At 68.6% G+C, this 16,948-nt stretch carries 14 protein-coding genes; 1 reads left to right on the top strand and 13 read right to left on the bottom strand.

Translation table 11 applies throughout. From position 1 onward, the window contains the following. Positions 1–135 precede the first annotated feature (135 nt). From H512_RS0113680 to H512_RS0113655, 6 genes are all read right to left on the bottom strand, one after another. Positions 136–1,146 (bottom strand): LacI family DNA-binding transcriptional regulator, encoded by a 1,011-nt coding sequence (locus H512_RS0113680; protein ID WP_026783939.1) that lies wholly within the window; start codon positions 1,144–1,146, stop codon positions 136–138. Between the two features lie 286 nt (positions 1,147–1,432). Further along, positions 1,433–2,944: an arabinosylfuranosidase ArfA gene (arfA, locus tag H512_RS0113675; RefSeq protein ID WP_026783938.1), complete on the bottom strand. Its 1,512-nt coding sequence runs from the start codon at positions 2,942–2,944 to the stop codon at positions 1,433–1,435. 195 nt (positions 2,945–3,139) lie between these two features. Beyond that, complete coding sequence (locus H512_RS0113670; protein WP_026783937.1) at positions 3,140–4,462, bottom strand: extracellular solute-binding protein; 1,323 nt, start codon at positions 4,460–4,462, stop codon at positions 3,140–3,142. A 98-nt stretch (positions 4,463–4,560) separates the two neighbouring features. Beyond that, positions 4,561–5,406: a carbohydrate ABC transporter permease gene (locus H512_RS0113665; RefSeq protein WP_026783936.1), complete on the bottom strand. Its 846-nt coding sequence runs from the start codon at positions 5,404–5,406 to the stop codon at positions 4,561–4,563. Positions 5,407–5,409: 3 nt separating this feature from the next. Then, entirely contained in the window at positions 5,410–6,336 is a 927-nt protein-coding gene (locus tag H512_RS0113660) for a carbohydrate ABC transporter permease (protein ID WP_026783935.1), read from the bottom strand. 11 nt (positions 6,337–6,347) lie between these two features. Beyond that, entirely contained in the window at positions 6,348–7,430 is a 1,083-nt protein-coding gene (locus tag H512_RS0113655) for an ABC transporter ATP-binding protein (RefSeq protein ID WP_026783934.1), read from the bottom strand. 434 nt (positions 7,431–7,864) lie between these two features. Here H512_RS0113655 and H512_RS24005 point away from each other — a divergent pair, with 434 nt between their 5' ends. Next, positions 7,865–8,602 (top strand): FadR/GntR family transcriptional regulator, encoded by a 738-nt coding sequence (locus H512_RS24005; protein WP_053239862.1) that lies wholly within the window; start codon positions 7,865–7,867, stop codon positions 8,600–8,602. Between the two features lie 56 nt (positions 8,603–8,658). Here H512_RS24005 and H512_RS0113645 read toward each other — a convergent pair whose 3' ends face one another. The 7 genes from H512_RS0113645 to H512_RS0113615 are packed head-to-tail and all read right to left on the bottom strand — an operon-like array spanning position 8,659 to position 16,915. Next, positions 8,659–10,302, bottom strand: coding sequence for a thiourocanate hydratase (locus tag H512_RS0113645; protein WP_026783933.1), 1,644 nt, complete (start codon positions 10,300–10,302; stop codon positions 8,659–8,661). 14 nt (positions 10,303–10,316) lie between these two features. Further along, positions 10,317–11,414, bottom strand: coding sequence for a thiohydantoin desulfurase (locus H512_RS0113640; protein ID WP_026783932.1), 1,098 nt, complete (start codon positions 11,412–11,414; stop codon positions 10,317–10,319). Between the two features lie 4 nt (positions 11,415–11,418). After that, positions 11,419–12,657 (bottom strand): Zn-dependent hydrolase, encoded by a 1,239-nt coding sequence (locus H512_RS0113635; protein WP_026783931.1) that lies wholly within the window; start codon positions 12,655–12,657, stop codon positions 11,419–11,421. After that, positions 12,654–14,027: a dihydroorotase gene (locus tag H512_RS0113630; protein ID WP_026783930.1), complete on the bottom strand. Its 1,374-nt coding sequence runs from the start codon at positions 14,025–14,027 to the stop codon at positions 12,654–12,656. The genes H512_RS0113635 and H512_RS0113630 overlap by 4 nt, the downstream gene beginning before the upstream one ends. A gap of 1 nt (position 14,028) precedes the next feature. Further along, positions 14,029–14,796: an ABC transporter permease gene (locus H512_RS0113625; protein WP_026783929.1), complete on the bottom strand. Its 768-nt coding sequence runs from the start codon at positions 14,794–14,796 to the stop codon at positions 14,029–14,031. Continuing rightward, entirely contained in the window at positions 14,793–15,731 is a 939-nt protein-coding gene (locus H512_RS0113620; protein WP_026783928.1) for an ABC transporter ATP-binding protein, read from the bottom strand. The genes H512_RS0113625 and H512_RS0113620 overlap by 4 nt, the downstream gene beginning before the upstream one ends. Next, on the bottom strand, positions 15,728–16,915 hold the full coding sequence (locus tag H512_RS0113615; protein ID WP_084798484.1) for an ABC transporter permease: 1,188 nt from the start codon (positions 16,913–16,915) through the stop codon (positions 15,728–15,730). Before H512_RS0113615 ends, H512_RS0113620 begins: the two co-directional genes overlap by 4 nt. Positions 16,916–16,948 lie beyond the last annotated feature (33 nt).

The following is a 16,948-nucleotide window of genomic DNA, read 5'->3' as shown; positions in this document are numbered from 1 at the left end:
AAACGTTTCCAAATGACGATATCAGTATGGAACAGCGGCATCAAGGCAAGAGGGAGCCTTCCGACCAAAGTCGAGGCGGGCGGAAATACTCAATATTTACAAGGAAAGCAGGGCGCGTTGGTCCGGCCGCGATTGTTACTTGTCTCGATGCGGCGGGGCGCAGGTCTCGCGCCGTACCATCGTGCAAGGGAAGATATAGCTTGCCTTGGCATCGAGCGGCTCGCCGCCGATCAGCAGATCGGTGGCGCAATTGGCGATCGACGCCACCGGCTGTGCGGCCGTCGTCAGGCGCGGCGCCACCAGATCGGAAATCAGGATGTCGTCGAAACCGATGACCGACAGCTGGTCCGGGACGGCAATGCGACGGTCGAAGGCGGCGCGCAGCACGCCGATGGCCTGCTGGTCCGAGCAGGCGAAGATCGCCGTCGGTTGCGGACCGCCGTCGGCCAGCAGCGCCTTGGCCGCCTCGCGGCCTCCGTTGTAGTCGAAGGGAGCGGAGATGACGCAGGATGCCGGATCGAGCCCGGATTCGGCGAGGCGGCCGGCCATCACATCCATGAAACCGGCCAGCCGCTCGCGGGCGACGAACGAGTTTTCCGGGCCGGAAATGCAGGCGATGCGCCGGTGGCCGAGCGACACCAGATACTCGCTGGCCATCCGTGCTCCGGCCCGGTGGTCGGCGGCGACGAAGGGGTGGCCGGCGACGCGCCGATCGACGACGACGAGCCGCACGCCATCGGGATTGGCGATCGTCTCGGCGCGGTTGCTGGGCACCAGCACCACGCCCTCGACCTTGCGGCGCACCAGGTTGGCGATCAACTCCGCCTCGCTGTCGGCCTGCTCGTCGGAGCTGGCGAACAGCACGCTGTAGCCGTGTTCCTTGGCGCGCAGCTCGATGTGCTGCATCAGTTCGGCGAAGAACGGATTGCGCAGGTCGGGAATGACCACGCCGAGCGTGCGGTTGGTGCCCCGTCGCAAGCTCTGCGCGGCGGCGTCCGGCTGGAATCCCAGCTCGGCAATAACGTCAAGCACGGCGCGCTTCTTGGCCTCGGTGACCGATGGGTGCCCGTTGACGACCCGCGACACCGTGCCGACGGACACGCCGGCCTTGCTGGCAACGTCACGGATTGTCGTGCGCGGTTTCACGTTGGTCTCGAAGTTCGGTGGCGCCGTCTATGCATATCCCGACCGCCGGCGATTTGTAACCCTCCGGGCGCGGCGCCGGCACTCGTCGTTGTGCTGGGCGGTCCGGCGGCTGCCCCGCCTTCCGAAACGACGAACGCCGCGACCGGGGGAGGCCGCGGCGTTCCTGCGGGCTGGCCGGCCGATGACGGCCGGCCGGCGGATCGGCCGCCGGCGACACGGAGCGCCGCGGCGGACGATCGGCGGGCGAGGCGGGGCCGGGGAAGCGGCCGCCGCCCGGTGCCCCGCGTCAGGCCTTCTTGGTGACGATGACGTTCCAGCTGCCGGGCATCAGCTTGGCCGTCAGCGTGTCGTTCTCGATGCCGACCGACTTGATCGGCGCCGGCGCCACCGTGTTGGGCGCGTCCTTGGTGTTCACCGCCTTCATGTTGGGGTGATAGACCTGCAGCGCCTCGGCTACCTCGCGCGTGCCGCCGAAGCCGCGCAACTCGACCTTGAGGTCCATCGGCTCGACGAGATTGCGGTTGAGCGCGAAGATCACCACCTCGCCGGTGCTCTCGTCCTCGGTGACGGCCGAGATCAGGTAGGGCATCTCCTCGGCCGTCTTGCCGGCGTAGCTGCCGGAGGTGGCGAGCGTCCGCAGCACCCGGCCGCGGGCGTATTTCGCCGTCAGCGCGAAGGGGTGGAAGATGGTCTGGCGCCAGGCCGGGCCACCCTGCTCGGTCATGATCGGGCCGATGATGTTGACCAGCTGGGCAAGGCAGGCGCACTTGACGCGGTCGGCGTTGTTGAGCAGCGTGATCAGCGCGCCACCGATCAGCAGGGCGTCCTCGGTGTTGTAGACCTCCTCGATCAGCGGCGGATGCTCGGGCCAGCCGGGCTTCCTGAGGTCGTCGTGGCCGCGCGCCTTGTACCAGACGTTCCACTCGTCGAGCGACAGCATGATGCGCTTCTGCGAGCGGCGGTTGGCCGCCACGGCGTCGGCGATGGCCACCACTTCCTTGATGAAATAGTCGAGCAGCTCGACGTTGCCGAGGAACTCCTCGGTCGAGTCATGCGGGTTCATGAAGTAGGTGTGCAGCGAGATGAAGTCGACGTGGTCGAACGAGTGGTCGAGCACCTCGTATTCCCAGCGGGCGTAGGTGGCCATGTCGCGGTTGGACGAGCCGCAGGCGGCCAGCTCGATCGACGGATCGACCCAGCGCATCACCTTGGCCGTCTCGTGGGCGGCGCGGCCGTATTCGGCCGCCGTCTTGGCGCCGATCTGCCAGGGGCCGTCCATCTCGTTGCCGAGGCACCAGAACTTGATGTCGTGCGGCTTCTCGTAGCCGTGGCTCTTGCGCATCTCGGAAAGCTCGGTGCCGCCGGGATGGTTGCAATACTCGATGAAGCGGCGGGCATCGTCGATGCCGCGCGTGCCGAGGTTGACGCCGAACATCGGCTCGACGCCGACCTGGCGGCACCAGTCGATGAATTCGTTGGTGCCGAAGGCGTTGGTCTCGGTCGAGAACCAGGCGAGGTCTAGGCGGCGCGGCCGCTGCTCCTTGGGACCGACGCCATCTTCCCAGTTATAGCCGGACAGGAAGTTGCCGCCGGGATAGCGGACGATGGTGACGCCGAGTTCCTTGGTGAGTTCGGCGACGTCCTGGCGGAAGCCGTTCTCGTCGGCGGAAGGGTGGCCCGGCTCGAAGATGCCGGTATAGACGCAGCGCCCCATATGCTCGACGAAGGTGCCGAACACGCGGCGGTCGAGATCGGAAATGGCAAAATCGGCGTCGACGATTAGACGAGCGGACGTCATGAGCTTTCAGCTTTCGGGTTTGATTGGTCTCGGAAGGTTGCGGCGCCGCGATCGGGGGAGGGCGGCCGCGTTCCCGGGGTCGTGCCGCAGGCGGCGCCGGTCGTCGTCCGGGAGCCGGCGGGCGGCTGGTCGAACGGTTCCGGTGGGTGCCGCCCGGCCGGGTCGCGAACGACCGGCCGGGCAGGGTGTCGTGGCTTACTTCGCGTTGGCGAGCAGCTCGTTGATGCGGCTCTCGGCGTCGGCCAGAGCCTGATCGACCGGCTTGTCGCCACGCATGGCGGAGCCGACTTCCTCGCCCTCGATGTCCTGGATCGAGAACTGCAGCTTGACGGCCGACGGCAGGGCGGTGCCGTTGACGGCAAGCGGGGCGAGGTCGGCGCGGAACGGCAGGGCCTTGAACTGATCGCTGTCGATGATCGACTTGCGGATCGGCAGATGGCCGGTGCGGGCCCACTCGTAGTTGTTGTCCCAGAGGAACTTCATGAACTCGATCGCCGAGGCGCGCTGCGCGTCGGAGAGATCCTGCTTCAGAAGCACCCAGCTATGACCGTCGGCCCAGACGCGCGGGCTGCCGGAATAGATCTGCGGGAACGGCATCACGGCGTAGCCGTTGGAGAGGGCGACGCCCTCCTTCTTGGCTTCCTGGTCGTAGGTGTCGACCAGCCAGGTGCCGCAGATGAACACGCCACCGTCGCCGGCCGCGAAGCTCGACACCGACGCCGCGTAGTCCTGGTTCTTGGTGGTGTAGTCCTTGGTGTAGATGTCGGACAGCAGCTGCAGGGCGCCCTTCGCTTCCGGCGAGGAGAAGTTCACCTTGTTCGGATCGGCGAAGAAGTCGGCGTTCTGCTGGTAGAGCAGCGTGTCGAAGGTGCGGGTGTAGAAGGCCGTCTCGTTGGCCAGCGTCGAGATGAAGTAGGGCTTGCCCGTCTTCTGCTTGAACTGCTCGGCCTGCGCGAACAGCTCTTCGGTGCTCTTCGGCAGGATCGGCTTGCCCGCCTCGTCGACGAGACCGGCCTGCTTGAAGAGGTTCATGTTGATGTGCCACAGCCAGGTGTGGGTGTCGAACGGCATGGCGAAGATCTTGCCGTCCTTGGTGACACCCTGGCGGGCGGCGTCGGTCATGTCGTTGACGTCGATGCCGGCCTTGGCGAAGTCCTCGTCGAGGGGCTCAAGCAGGCCGCGCGACGAGTAGTTGGAGATGACGGCCTCGTGCATGACCGAGATGACCGGCGGCTCGCCCGAACGGATGCGGGCGGTGAGCTGGTCGTAGCCCGGCCACTCGACGATTTCCGGCTTGACGACGGTGGTGGTGCTCTCGGCGTTGAACTTGTTGATCAGCGCGGTGATGATGCCGCACTCGCCGTTGGCCTTGGTCACGTCGGTGACGGAGCCGTAGTCCGCTTCGCAGGCGCCGAAGAAGCGCGAGACGGAGATCTCGGTCTTGTCGGCCGCGAGCGCGGTGCCGGCGCCGGCCGTGACGACCAGACCCGCCAGCAGGACGGTGGAAAGCTTTCTCATTGGACCTCCTCCAATACGGCCGATCTCTGTCGATAAATCCTTCGCGCTCGGCCGGATATGCGCTGGATTCCGCTAACCCGATCCCCTCCTCCGGGGGATCAGTTGATCGCCGCGCCGGCTACGGCCCGGACGATGTATTTCTGGAAGAACAGGTAGACGATGAACACCGGCAGGCCGGCGAAGATCGCCTGCGCCATCAGGAAGCCGAGGCCTTCGGACTGGGCGAAGTTGGTCTGGGTCGAGGCCATGCCGACGGTGATGGTGAACATTTCCGGCTTGGTCGCCGAGATCAACGGCCACAGATAGTCGTTCCAGGCGCCGAGGAAAGAGAAGATGCCGAGGGTGGCCTGGGCCGGAATGGTCAGCGGCAACAGCACCTTCCAGAAGATCTTGAAGCGCGAGGCGTTGTCGAGCATCGCCGCTTCGTCGATGTCCTTGGGGATCGCCTTGAAATACTGCGTCATCAGGAAGACGCCGAAGGCGCTCGACAGGCCCGGCAGGATGATCGCCGGATAGGTGTTGTGCATCTTCAGGTCGGAGAAGATCTGGTGGCGGGCGATGATCACCGCCTGCTCCGGCACGGCGAGGCCGAGCAGCACCAGGATGAAGATGACGTCGCGGCCCTTGAACTCGGCGCGGGCAAAGCCGTAGCCGGCCAGCGAGGACAGGATCAGGATGCCGGCGGTGACGCCCACCGACACCACCGCGCTGTTCCACAGCCAGCGGAACACGCCCGACGACTGGAAGATGTCGGTGTAGTTCTTGAGCGTGTAGGGCGGCTGGAAGGCCGAGGCCGTCGAGATCATCAGCTCCGAGTTGGGCTTGAACGACAGGAGAAGCGTCCAGGCGATCGGCAGCATCCAGAAGACGGCGACGAGGATGACCGTGAAGAGGATCAGCTTGTTGCCGATGCCGCGGCCGACGATGTGTTCACTGGCAGCCATGGCTTATTCCTCCACGCGCTTGCGGGATGCGAAGAACTGGGCAAGAGCGGCGACCGCCATGATCACGAACAGGATTTCCGAGGCGGCGGCGGCGTAGCCGAGATTCCACGAGCGGAAGCCCTGTTCGTAGATGAACTGGACGATCGGGCGCGAGGCGTTGTTGGGGCCGCCCTGGGTGAGCAGCTGGGCCTGGCCGAACAGCTGGAACTGGGCGACGATCTCGTAGATGACGACGACCAGCATGGTGCGCCGGATCGACGGCAGGGTGATCGACCAGAAGGAGCGCGCGCGGCTGGCGTTGTCGAGGGCAGCGGCCTCGTAGAGTTCGCCGGGAATCTGCTGCAGGGCGGCGAGGAACAGCATCATCGGCAGGCCGATGATCCACCAGATGGTGGTGATGGCGATGGCCGGCAGCGCCAGCGACGCCGTGGTGGTGAAGGCGATCGGGTCCAGACCGAAGTAGCGCATGACGCTGGCGATGGCGCCATTGCCGGGCATGTACATCATCTTCCAGATGATGGTGACGATGGTGACCGACAGCACCGAGGTGCCGAAGAAGATGGCGCGCAAGGCTGCCGCCGTGCGGTCGCTGCGGTTGAGGGCGAGCGCCAGGAGGAGGCCGATCACCACGAACACCGGCACCGTCATCACCACGAACAGCACGGTGTTCCAGACGGTGCCGATGAACACCTTGTCGTTGAACAGGCGGTAGTAGTTGGCCAGACCGGAGAATTTCGACGTGTCGTCGAACATGTCCGACTGCAGCAAGGACATCCAGATGCCCTTGAACAGCGGATAAACCAGCAGCAGGACGTAGAACACCATATAGGGCGCCACGAACAGCGCATTGGTCCAGCGCGGGCCGATCGAGGCGCCGCCGGGTCGCTTGGCGGCGACGGGCCGGGCGGAGGAAAGCGTGACGTCGGTCATCTGTCCCTCCGTTACTGGCGCGCGTGATAGGCAAGGCCGGCGGCGTCGAACAGATGCGCGGTGGCACCCTCGAAGGCCAGATGCACGGTGTCGCCGGGCTGGATGCGGCTGAACCCCTTGTCCTCGGCGATCAGCGTCGAGCCATCCATCAGGCGGACGTGCAGGTGGGTGCGGTCGCCGAGACGCTCGATCACCTCGACGCGGCCGGGAACGCTGCCGTCCTCGCGGACGTGGATCGCCTCGGCGCGGACGCCGACCCGCAGCTCGCCGCCGGACGGCAGGCCGGCGAGCGGCACGTCGGTCTCGACGATCGAACCGTCGCCGAGGGCGGCGGTGGCGAGGCCGCCACGGTCGCGGATCTGCACCGGCAGGAAATTCATGGCCGGCGAGCCGACGAAGCGGGCGACGAATTCGGTGGCCGGGCGACCGTAGATCTCCATCGGCGAGCCGACCTGCTCGACCTTGCGGGCGTTCATCACCACGATGCGGCTGGCCAGCGTCATGGCCTCGACCTGGTCGTGGGTGACGAAGATGGTGGTGGCACGCGTCTGCTGGTGCAGGCGGGCCAGCTCGACGCGGGTGCGAACGCGCAGGGCGGCGTCGAGGTTGGAGAGCGGCTCGTCGAACAGATAGGCCTTGGGGTCCTTGACGAGAGCGCGGCCGATGGCGACGCGCTGGCGCTGGCCGCCGCTGAGCTGGCCCGGCTTGCGGGCGAGCAGATGGCCGATCTCCAGGATGCGGGCGGCCTCCTCAATGCGGCGGGCGATTTCGTCCTTCGGCGTGCCGATGTTCCTGAGACCAAAAGCCAGGTTATCGGCGACAGTCATGTGCGGATAGAGTGCATAGTGCTGGAACACCATGGCGACGCCGCGCGCTCCGGGGGGAAGGTTGTCGACACGCTCCCCTCCAATGCGGATTTCGCCGCCATCGACCGTCTCCAGCCCGGCGATCATGCGCAGCAGCGTGGATTTGCCGCAGCCCGACGGCCCCAGGAAGGCGATGAACTCGCCGGAGTGGATGGTCAGCGACAGCTCCGAGATCACCTCGACGGAGCCGAACCGCTTGGACACCGAATCCAGTTCGATGCTGCTCACCTGCATTCTCCTCCACAAAACCAGTTTTCTTCTTATGGTATGATGATAAGATTGTACGGCGAGCCGGGAGCTTGTCAATCCTCGCGTTGGACATTTTCGGCGAGTAAAAGGTAAGAACTGGCTCGCGGCCCCTTGGAAGGCGCGGGTTTTGCCGGGATATTTCCCGCGCCGGAGCCTCGAACGGGCGTGTCGCCGGAGCCGGCGGGGCGTCGGCCGGACGGCCAGAGCATATTCGGCCCGGATGGGAGTGATCCGGGACGGGGGATATGCGCAAGGACTTGAACAGGGGGCGTTTCCCGGTCGGGAGCAGCCCCAGAGCGAGCGACGGCCCGGAGGTTGGGCCGGCGGACGACGCTCCGAATGGTGTTGGCTGAAGAGCCGCTTTCGGTCAGGCCGGATCGGGCCGATCGGCGGAAGCTCCGGGAAAGAAGAGCATGTTCGAAAGAGATTCCACCATCGGCACCATGAGCGCCCAGGTCGCGCGAATCATCGGCACCCGCATCGTCTCGGGCGAGTTCGGCCCCGGCGACTCGCTGCCGATCGAAGCGGAGCTTTGTCAGGAATACGGCGTCAGCCGATCGACGGTGCGCGAGGCGGTGAAGAATCTCGCCGCCAAGCGGCTGATCGAGGTGGCGCCCAAGCTCGGCACGCGGGTGCTGCCGTTCGCCGACTGGAACCTCCTCGACCCCGACGTGCTGTCCTGGCGGCTCAGCGCCCAGTTCGACGAAAGGATCATCGAGGATCTCTACGAGGTGCGGCAGTGCTTCGAGCCGCGCGCCTGCTATCTGTCCGCCCGCTACGCCACCGCCGAGGACCACGACCGCATCTGTCGGCGCTATGCCGACATGGTGTCGATGCTCGATCAGGCGCCGCTGGCCGCCGGCGCCGAGAGCGAGTTCCATCTGGCGATCATCGCGGCGACCCACAACGGCCTGTTCGTGACCATTGGCGGCGCGGTGAAGACGGCGCTGAAGGCCTCGTTCAGCCTGACGCAGAAGGACGCCAGCGGCACGCCGATCGATCTCGCGCCCTACGAGGAGGTGCTGTCGGCCATCCTGGCGCGCGACGGCGAACGGGCCGAAGCGGCGATGCGCCGGCTGCTCGAACTCTCCCGCCTGCGGGTGCTGGCGGCCGTCGCCCATAGCCGCGAGCGCGGCCGCGGCTGGCGGTGAAAGTCAACTCCGGCGGCCGTCTGACGCGAATTTTCAGGCGGTTCCCGCTGAAAAGCCTAGAGCCCCAGCCAGCCGACCGCCTTTTTCTCCGCCTCGTCGACCGCCTCGCTGTAGCCGGCGTCGGCATAGCGGATGACGCCGAGCGAGGTGTCGTTGGTCAGCGACAGGCCGAGGCGGCGGTCGGCGGCGTCGGTGCCATCGGCGATGAGCGTCACGCCGGCCGAGGTCATGAAGCCGGCATAGCCGCCGCCGCCCGAATGGACTACGACGAGGTCGGCCATCGACGAACAGAGCGTCATGGCGTCGATGAGCGGCCAGTCGGCGATGGCGTCGGAGCCGTCTTTCATCTTCTCGGTCATGATGTTGGGATGGGCCATGGCGCCGGCGTCGAGATGGTCGCGCGAGAAGGCGACCGGCCCCGTGAGCGCGCCGTCGCGGACCATGGCGTTGACGGCCAGCGCCAGCTTCGTCCGCGCACCATGGCCGAGCCAGGCGATGCGGGCCGGCAGGCCCTCGAAGGGCACGTTGTCGCGGGCAAGGCGGATCCAGTTGGCGACGATGCGGTCGTCGGGGAACAGTTCCAGCACCTTGTCGTCGATCTTGCGGATATCCTCGGGATCGCCGGAAAGCGCCATCCAGCGGAACGGGCCGATGGCCCTGGAGAACAGCGGCCTGAGATAGGCCTCGGTGAAGATCGGGATGTCGAAGGCGTCGGCGACGCCGCCGTCGCGGGCATGGGTGCGGATGAGGTTGCCGTTGTCGAACACTTCGGCGCCGGCCTGCTGGAAGTCCAGCATGGCGCGGACATGGACGGCGATGGCGGCGCGGCTCTCGGCCATCAGCGTTGCCGGGTCGGTCTTGCGCATGGCCCGCGCCTCGTCGAGCGTGCGGGTGTTGGGCACGTAGCCGTAGACGAGGTCGTGGGCGGCGGTCTGGTCGGTGACGACGTCGGGGATGATGCCGCGCCGGTGGATTTCCGGGTAGACGTCGGCGGCGTTGGCGACGAGGCCGACCGACAGCGCCCGGCCCTCGGCTTTCGCCGCCAGCACCAGGGCGAGGGCGGCGTCGAGGTCGGGGGCGATCACGTCGAGATAGCCGATGGCCTTGCGCTTTGCCGCCCTCTCCGGATCGACGTCGACGCAGAGGATGGCGGCGCCGGCCATGCGGCCGGCCAGCGGCTGCGAGCCGCCCATGCCGCCGAGGCCGGCGGTCAGCACGAAGCGGCCGGCCAGCGTGCCGCCGAACCGCTTCTCGGCGATGCGCATGAAGATCTCGTAGGTGCCCTGGATGACGCCCTGGCTGCCGATATACTGCCAGGCGCCGGCCGTCAGGCCGCCCCAGCAGATCAGGCCCTTTTCCTGCAACTCGTAGAACACTTCCGCCTTGGCCCACTGGCCGACGATGTTGCAGTTGGCCATGATCACCAGCGGCGCTTGCGGGTGCGTCCTCAGAAGCCCGACCGGCTTGCCCGACTGGATGACCAGCGTCTGGTCCTCGTCCATGGTCGTGAGCGTCTCGACGATCTTGGCGTGCGCCGCCCAGTTGCGGGCGGCGCGGCCGAGCGAGGCGTAGACGATCAGGTTGTCGGGGTCCTCGCCGACGGCGAGCACGTTTTCGAGAAGGCGCAGCAGCGCCTCCTGCCGCCAGCCTTTTGCCCGCAAGGTCGGGCCGCCGGGCACGGGGAAACGGGGATTGGCCATGGTGTTTCCTCCGGTCAGACGTCGGCACTGAGCGCGTAGCGGGCGATATCGATGCCCATCGCCTTTTCCACCGGCGGATAGACGGTGGGATCGAGCACCGACGAGCCCAAGGGAATCAGCGTCTTCGGCACGTGCAGCACCAGGATGGTCATGCCCTCTTCGAGCTGGCCGACCGACAGCGGCTCGCCCGTCGGGGTCAGGGTGGTGATGACGTCGGGGAAGGTGGCGACGCGCCGCCCCTCGGCATCGTCGACGGCCATGTATTCGTTCATGACGTGCAGCGTCGTCGCCGCCTTGCCCTCGCCGAGGGTGACGGTGCCAATGTCGAAGGCTTCCTTGGTATAGGCGACGGCCTTACTCGTAATACGGCCTTCCGAGAGAATTGTACCGCCGGTCGCCTTGAGGATGGCGTCGATCACCGCCGGCCCGCCCTTCTCCTCGGCGTCGAGGATGGCTTCGCCGAGCGCCAGCGCCAGCGAGATGCCGCCGAGCGCCGCGTTGGCCTTGACGTAGGCGGCGGTGACGGGCGCACGGGCCGAGGCGATGAAGCCGCCCGACATGTCCGAGGCGGTGCGGAGGATCGGCGACACCTTGGCCGTGGCGCCGCGCACCACCAGTTCGATGTAGCGGTTGTCGGCCCGGTTGCCGCCGACGGCGGTCTGGATGGTCGGGGCGGGCGAGCCGGCGAGGCCGATCGAACCCATGTCGCCGGTCGGATGCGCCCGGATGTCGCCGACCGCGTCGACCACCTTGGCGCCGAGCGCCACGGCCGGCAGCCAGCCGTTCAGCGTCGACGAGCGGCCATTCTGGCCGACCATGAAGCCGGCGATCCTCTTACCCAGCGCCTCTTGCAGCAACTGCGCCGCCTTGACGTAGTCGACGCCCTGCATTTCCCAGGGCGTGGTGCCGGCCGGCGCGCCGATCGCCGCCGCCGTGGCGACGATCGCCTCGGGGTCGAGTTCGTCGACGGAGACCAGCTCCGGCTTGCCCATGCGCACGGCGGCGCCGCCGAGCATGCGGCCGTGATCGACCCAGCCGCCGCCGCCGGCGGCGTAGACCGAGCCGCCGCGCACGGCGGCCTCGACGTCGCGTTCGGTGAGGATGCGGCCCATGGTGTCACTCCGTGTCTTGGCGCCGGTCGAGGCGGCGGATGGTTTCGATCAGCACGTCGGCGCCGCGGGCGATGGCGGCGGCCTCGGCCCACTCGTCGGGCGAATGGCTGCGGCCGTCGCGGCAGGGCACGAAGACCATGGCGGCCGGCGCCACCTTGGCGAAGAAGGCGGCGTCATGGCCGGCGCCCGAGGCCATGCGGCGATGGCTGGCGCCGACCGCGTCGGCGGCGGCTTCCAGCGCTTCGAGAAGGCGCGGATCGCCCGGCGTCGGCTGATTGTCGGAAACGAGGCGCGGCGTCGCCGCGACGCCGTGGCGGGCCGCGACTTCGGCCGAAAGGCCGTTGAGATCGACGAGGAAGGCATCCATGTCGGGGCGCTTCTCGGCGCGCGCATCGATCAGCAGCCGGGCCGACGACGGCACGACGTTGGCGGCGCCCGGCAGGATGGAGAATTCGCCCACCGTGGCGGCGAAATGCGCCGGCCCGCGCGACCGCGCCAGCGCCAAGGCGCGGATGCCGAGCACCAGGTCGGCGGCGGCGACCAGCGCGTCGGCGCGGGCGGTCATCGGCGTGGTGCCGGCGTGGTCGGCGCGGCCCTCCACGACGATCTCGACGCGGGTGATGCCGGAAATGGCGGTGACGACGCCGACGTCGCGGCGCCCGGCCTCCAGCACCGGCCCCTGCTCGATGTGCAGTTCGAGGAAGGCGGCGATGTCGGTGCGCTTGGCCTTGATGAGCCGGGCCGGATCGCCGCCGACGCCTTCGATGCCGTCCGCCAGCGTCAGGCCGTCGGCGGCGCGGCCGAGCCAGTCGGCCGGCAGCACGCCGGCGATGGCGCGCGAGCCGACGCAGGAGACGCCGAAGATCGACACCTCCTCGGACAGGCAGTCGATCACCTCGAAGTCGTGGTCGAGGACGAGGCCGGTCTCATTGAAAACGCGGGCGATCTCCAGCCCGGCGACGACGCCGGCGATACCGTCGAAGCGGCCGCCGTCCGGCACGGTGTCGGAATGCGAGCCGACGGCGAGCACCTTGCCCGGCCGGCGTCCCGGCCGGCGGCCGATCAGATTGCCGGCGGCGTCGATGCGGGTGGCGAGGCCGGCGGCGGCCATCGCCTCGGCGATGTATTTCCGGCCGTCGAGGAAGCGCGGCGTGAAGGCGCGGCGCGTCCAGGGACGGTCGGGATCGGTGAGGGCGGCGAGCGCGTCGATGTCGGCGGCGATGCGGTCGGGGCGGGCGGTCATGGCGCGATCACCCGCGTCATCGGCGGCCGCACGAAGCGGCCGCGGCCAGGCTCGGCCAGCACCTTGGTGCCGTCGTAGACCTGTTCGCCCCGGTTGTAGGTGGCGGCGATGCGCCAGGGGAGCGTCATGCCGTTGTAGGGCGACCAGCCGACCACGGTGTTGCCGCTCCTTGCCGCGTCGTAGACGAAGGGCTCGGGCGTCATCACCACGATGTCGGCGTCGCGGCCGACCGTCAGCGCGCCCTTGACGTGATCGATGCGGAAATGCCGGGCCGGGTTCTCGGCCATCAGCTTTGCCGCCCAGGTGAGCGGCACGCCGCGCTCGATGGCGCCCTTGACGAACAGCGGCAGCATCGCTTCGAGGCCGGGCGCGCCGGAGGCATTCTTGAGCATGTCGGGATCGGTCTTGCGCTCCTCCGACCAGGCGACGTGGTCGGTGGAGACCAGCCAGACGTTGCCGGCGGCGACGTGGCGCCACAGCGTCTCCACCTCGGCGCGCGGCCTTATCGGCGGGTTGATCTTGGCCTTGCCGCCAAGGCGGGCGACGTCGTGCTCCTCGTCGAGCGTGAGGTAGTGGATGCAGGCTTCGGCGGTGGCGACGTGGCCCTCGGCGCGGTAGCGGGCGGCCAGTTCGTAGCCGCGCCCCACCGAGCAGTGGACAACGTGAGCGTCGCAGCCCGTGGCGGCGCCGATCTCGTAGATCTCGGCCATGGCCAGCGTCTCGGTGATCGGCGGCCGGGAGAGGCCGTGCGCCCGCCAGTCGGTGATGCCGGTCGCCTTCACCCTGGCCATGTGGGCCTCGACCGCCTCGTGGTTCTCGTTGTGGACGCCGGCGACAAGGCCATAGGGCGCGATCGCCGCGAAGGCGTCGTAGAGCAGTTCGGGCGGAATGCGCGGAAAGCGGGTCGGATGGGTGCCGAAGGTCGAGAACTTGAAGGCGGCGACGCCGGCGGCGATCATCTCGGGGATGCGGCTCGCGCCTTCGGCCGGGTCGATGGTGCCGTGCAGCGCGAAGTCGACGCGCGCCTGGCTTTCGGCGTGGGCGATCTTGCGCTTTACCGCGTCGGCCGAGTTGACGACGTCGCCCTCGTCATAGGGCATGTCGACGATGGTGGTGACGCCGCCGGCCGCCGCCGCCCGCGTCGACCAGATAAAGTCCTCCTGCCCCTTCTGGCTGAGCGAATGCACCTGCGCGTCGATGGCGCCGGGCAGGATCAGCGCTTCGCCGAGGTCGTGCCGCTCACGGGCGGCCGGCGCGGCGCCGCGGCCGACCAGCGCCACCTTGCCGTCCCGCACGGCGACGAAACCGCGTGGCACCAGGGCGTCCGGCAGAACCAGCGTGCCCGCGAGGACGAGGTCGAAATCGGACATGTCAGGTCTCCGTCTGCGGCCGGGTGCCGCTCTTTTTCGCCGCCTGTCGCGCCACGGCCTGGAAGCCGTCGGAAATCAGCACGGCCAGCACGCCGGTGATGACGCCGCCCTGGACGATGAAGGCGAGGTTGTTGGAGAGGAGGCCGGCGATGATCACCTCGCCGAGGCCCTTGGCGGCCACCGTCGAGCCGATGGTTGCCGTGGCGAGGCCGATGACGGCCGAAAGGCGCAGCCCCTCGAGGATCAGCGGCATGGCGAGTGGCAGCTCGACCTTCAGGAGCCGCTGGCGGCCGGTCATGCCCATGGCCGAGGCCGCCTCGACCACGGCCGGCGGCAGAGTCGACAGGCCTACAAGCGTATTCTCGAAGATCGGCAACAGGCCGTAGAGGAAGAGGGCCATGCGGGTTGGCGCCTCGCCGAAGCCCATGGCCGGCACCGACAGCGCCAGCACGGCGACCGGCGGGAAGGTCTGGCCGATGTTGACGACGGCGCGCGACAGGGCGAGGAACTCGCGGCCGGCCGGCCTTGTCACGAAGACGGCGAGGCTGACCGCGACGACGGCGGCGGCCAGCGTCGAGATGGCCACGGTAAAGAGATGCGACAGCGTCAGGTCGACGAGGCTGCCCTGGTTGTAGATCGGCGGCGCGTTGTTGGTGGTGAGCGGCGCGAGAAGGCCGGCAAAGCGCTCCGGTGCCACGAGAAAGGCAATGAGCGCCACGAGGACCAGAACCCGCAGGATGGTGCCGGGACGGATCGTATCGCGGATCATGTCGGGCGCGCCGCCCGTTCGGCGATGCTGTCGAGGCTGACGCGGCCGACGTCCCGGCCGGCGGCGTCGACGACCGGCGCCGCCTTGCGCCCGGACCACAAGAGCGCGCCGAGGCCCTCGTAGAGACTGGCGTCGGCGTTGAGCGGCGCGCCGTCGGCCTCGCCCGGCTCGACGGCCGCGCCGACCGTGCCGAGCGTCAGGTAGTGGAAGGGCCGGTCGACGACGCCGATCAGGTCGTCGACGAAGGCGTCGGCCGGCCGGGCCAGGATGTCGGCGGCCGGCGCGTATTGCTTGAGAAGGCCGCCGTCCATGACGGCGATGCGGTCGCCGAGGTGGATCGCCTCGGCCATGTCGTGGGTGACCAGCAGGATGGTGGTGCCGGTGCGGCGCTGGATCGCCTTGAGGTCGGCCTGCGCCTTGGCGCGGATGATCGGGTCGAGGGCGCCGAACGGCTCGTCCATCAGCAGCAGGGCCGGTCGCGCCGCCATGGCGCGGGCGACGCCGACGCGCTGCTGCTGGCCGCCGGAGAGTTCGTGCGGGTAGCGGTCGGCGAACTGGTCGTGATCGAGCTGGAACAGCTCCATCAGCTCGGCGACGCGCGCCCGTACCTTCTCCCGGTCCCAGCCGAGCAGCAGCGGCACGGTGGCGATGTTGCGGGCGACCGTCCAGTGCGGGAACAGGCCGTGGTTCTGGATGGCGTAGCCGATCGAGCGGCGCAGTTCGTGCGCCGGCAGATGCGACACGTCGCGTCCCTCGATGAAGACGCGGCCCTCGGTCGGCTCGATCAGCCGGTTGACCATGCGCAGCAGCGTCGACTTGCCCGAGCCGGAGGTGCCGACGATGACGGTGATGGTGCCGGTGGCGATCGTCATGTCGACGTCGTTGACGACGGGGATGTCGCCGTAGACCTTGGTGAGGTGGCTGAGTTCGATCATGGCTTGCCCCTGCCGGAGATCTCGATGACGGCGTCGAGCACGACGGCGGCGGCAAACGCCAGCGCCACCGGCGGCAGCGCGCCGAGCAGGATGAGGTCGGTCGCCGTCTGGCCGAGCCCCTGGAACAGGAAGACGCCGAAGCCGCCGCCGCCGATCAGCGCCGCCACCGTGGCGAGGCCGATGTTCTGGACCAGCACGATGCGGATGCCGGTGAGGATCACCGGCAAGGCGAGCGGCATCTCCACCTGAAAGAGGCGCTGAAGGCCGGTGAGGCCCATGCCGCGCGCCGCGTCGACCACGGCGCGCGACACGCCGTTGAGGCCGACGATGGTGTTGGCGACCATCGGCAGCAGCGAATAGAGGAACAGCGCCAGGAAGGCCGGCGCCATGCCGATGCCGCGGATGCCCAGCGCGTGGGCGCCCGGCACATTGGCGGCGATCCAGCCGAGCGGGGCGATCAGGATGCCGAACAGCGCCATCGACGGAATGGTCTGGATGACGTTGAGGACATTGATCATCGGATCGCGCAGCCGGCGGACGCGGTGGGCGAGGATGCCGAGCGGCAGGCCGACGGCGACGGCGGCGGCCAGCGAGCCGGCCGCAAGGATGACATGGGTGTTGGCCTCGCGCCAGAACACGTCGGCGCGGCTGCGGTATTCGGCCAGCAGCGACAGCCGGCTCCAGGCGCCGGAAGCCAGCAACGCGGCAATCAGCGCCGCGGTCATGGCAAGTGCGATCAGCCGGCCGGCCGGGCCGAGCCTCAGACGGACCATGGCGTCGGTGACCAGCATGGCGGCGGCGAACACGCCGACCCAGAAGCCGCTGCCCGGCGCGATGCGGGCATAGGGGTTGTCGGCCGGGGTGAGAAAGGCGGCGGCGGCGCCGACGCCGAGCGCCAGAGCAACGAGGGCCAGCACGCCGGCGGCGAGGCGCAGGGCCGGACGGCGAAGGGTCACCGCGCCGGCGAGGGCGGCTACAAGCGCGGCCGCCGCCGCCGCGGCGGCCGGCGCCGGCAGCGCTTCGTGCAGCAGCAGACCGGTGCCGGAGGCGATGCGGGTGGCCCGGAAGGTGGCGAACGGCAGGGCCAGCGCCACGACGAGCAGCAGGGCGATGACGACGCCGAGCCGGTCGATCCGCCACGATGCGGCGGGTTCGTCCGGTCCAGCGTCGGCAAGCATCGTCATGGCGGTCCTCGGGTAGGGAAGGGGCGGAGGGGC

The organism is Pleomorphomonas koreensis DSM 23070 (genome assembly GCF_000425185.1).
Classification (GTDB): Bacteria; Pseudomonadota; Alphaproteobacteria; order Rhizobiales; family Pleomorphomonadaceae; genus Pleomorphomonas; species Pleomorphomonas koreensis.
The sequence above is the reverse complement of the archived record's forward strand: the minus strand, read 5'-3'. Positions and strand labels throughout refer to the sequence as shown.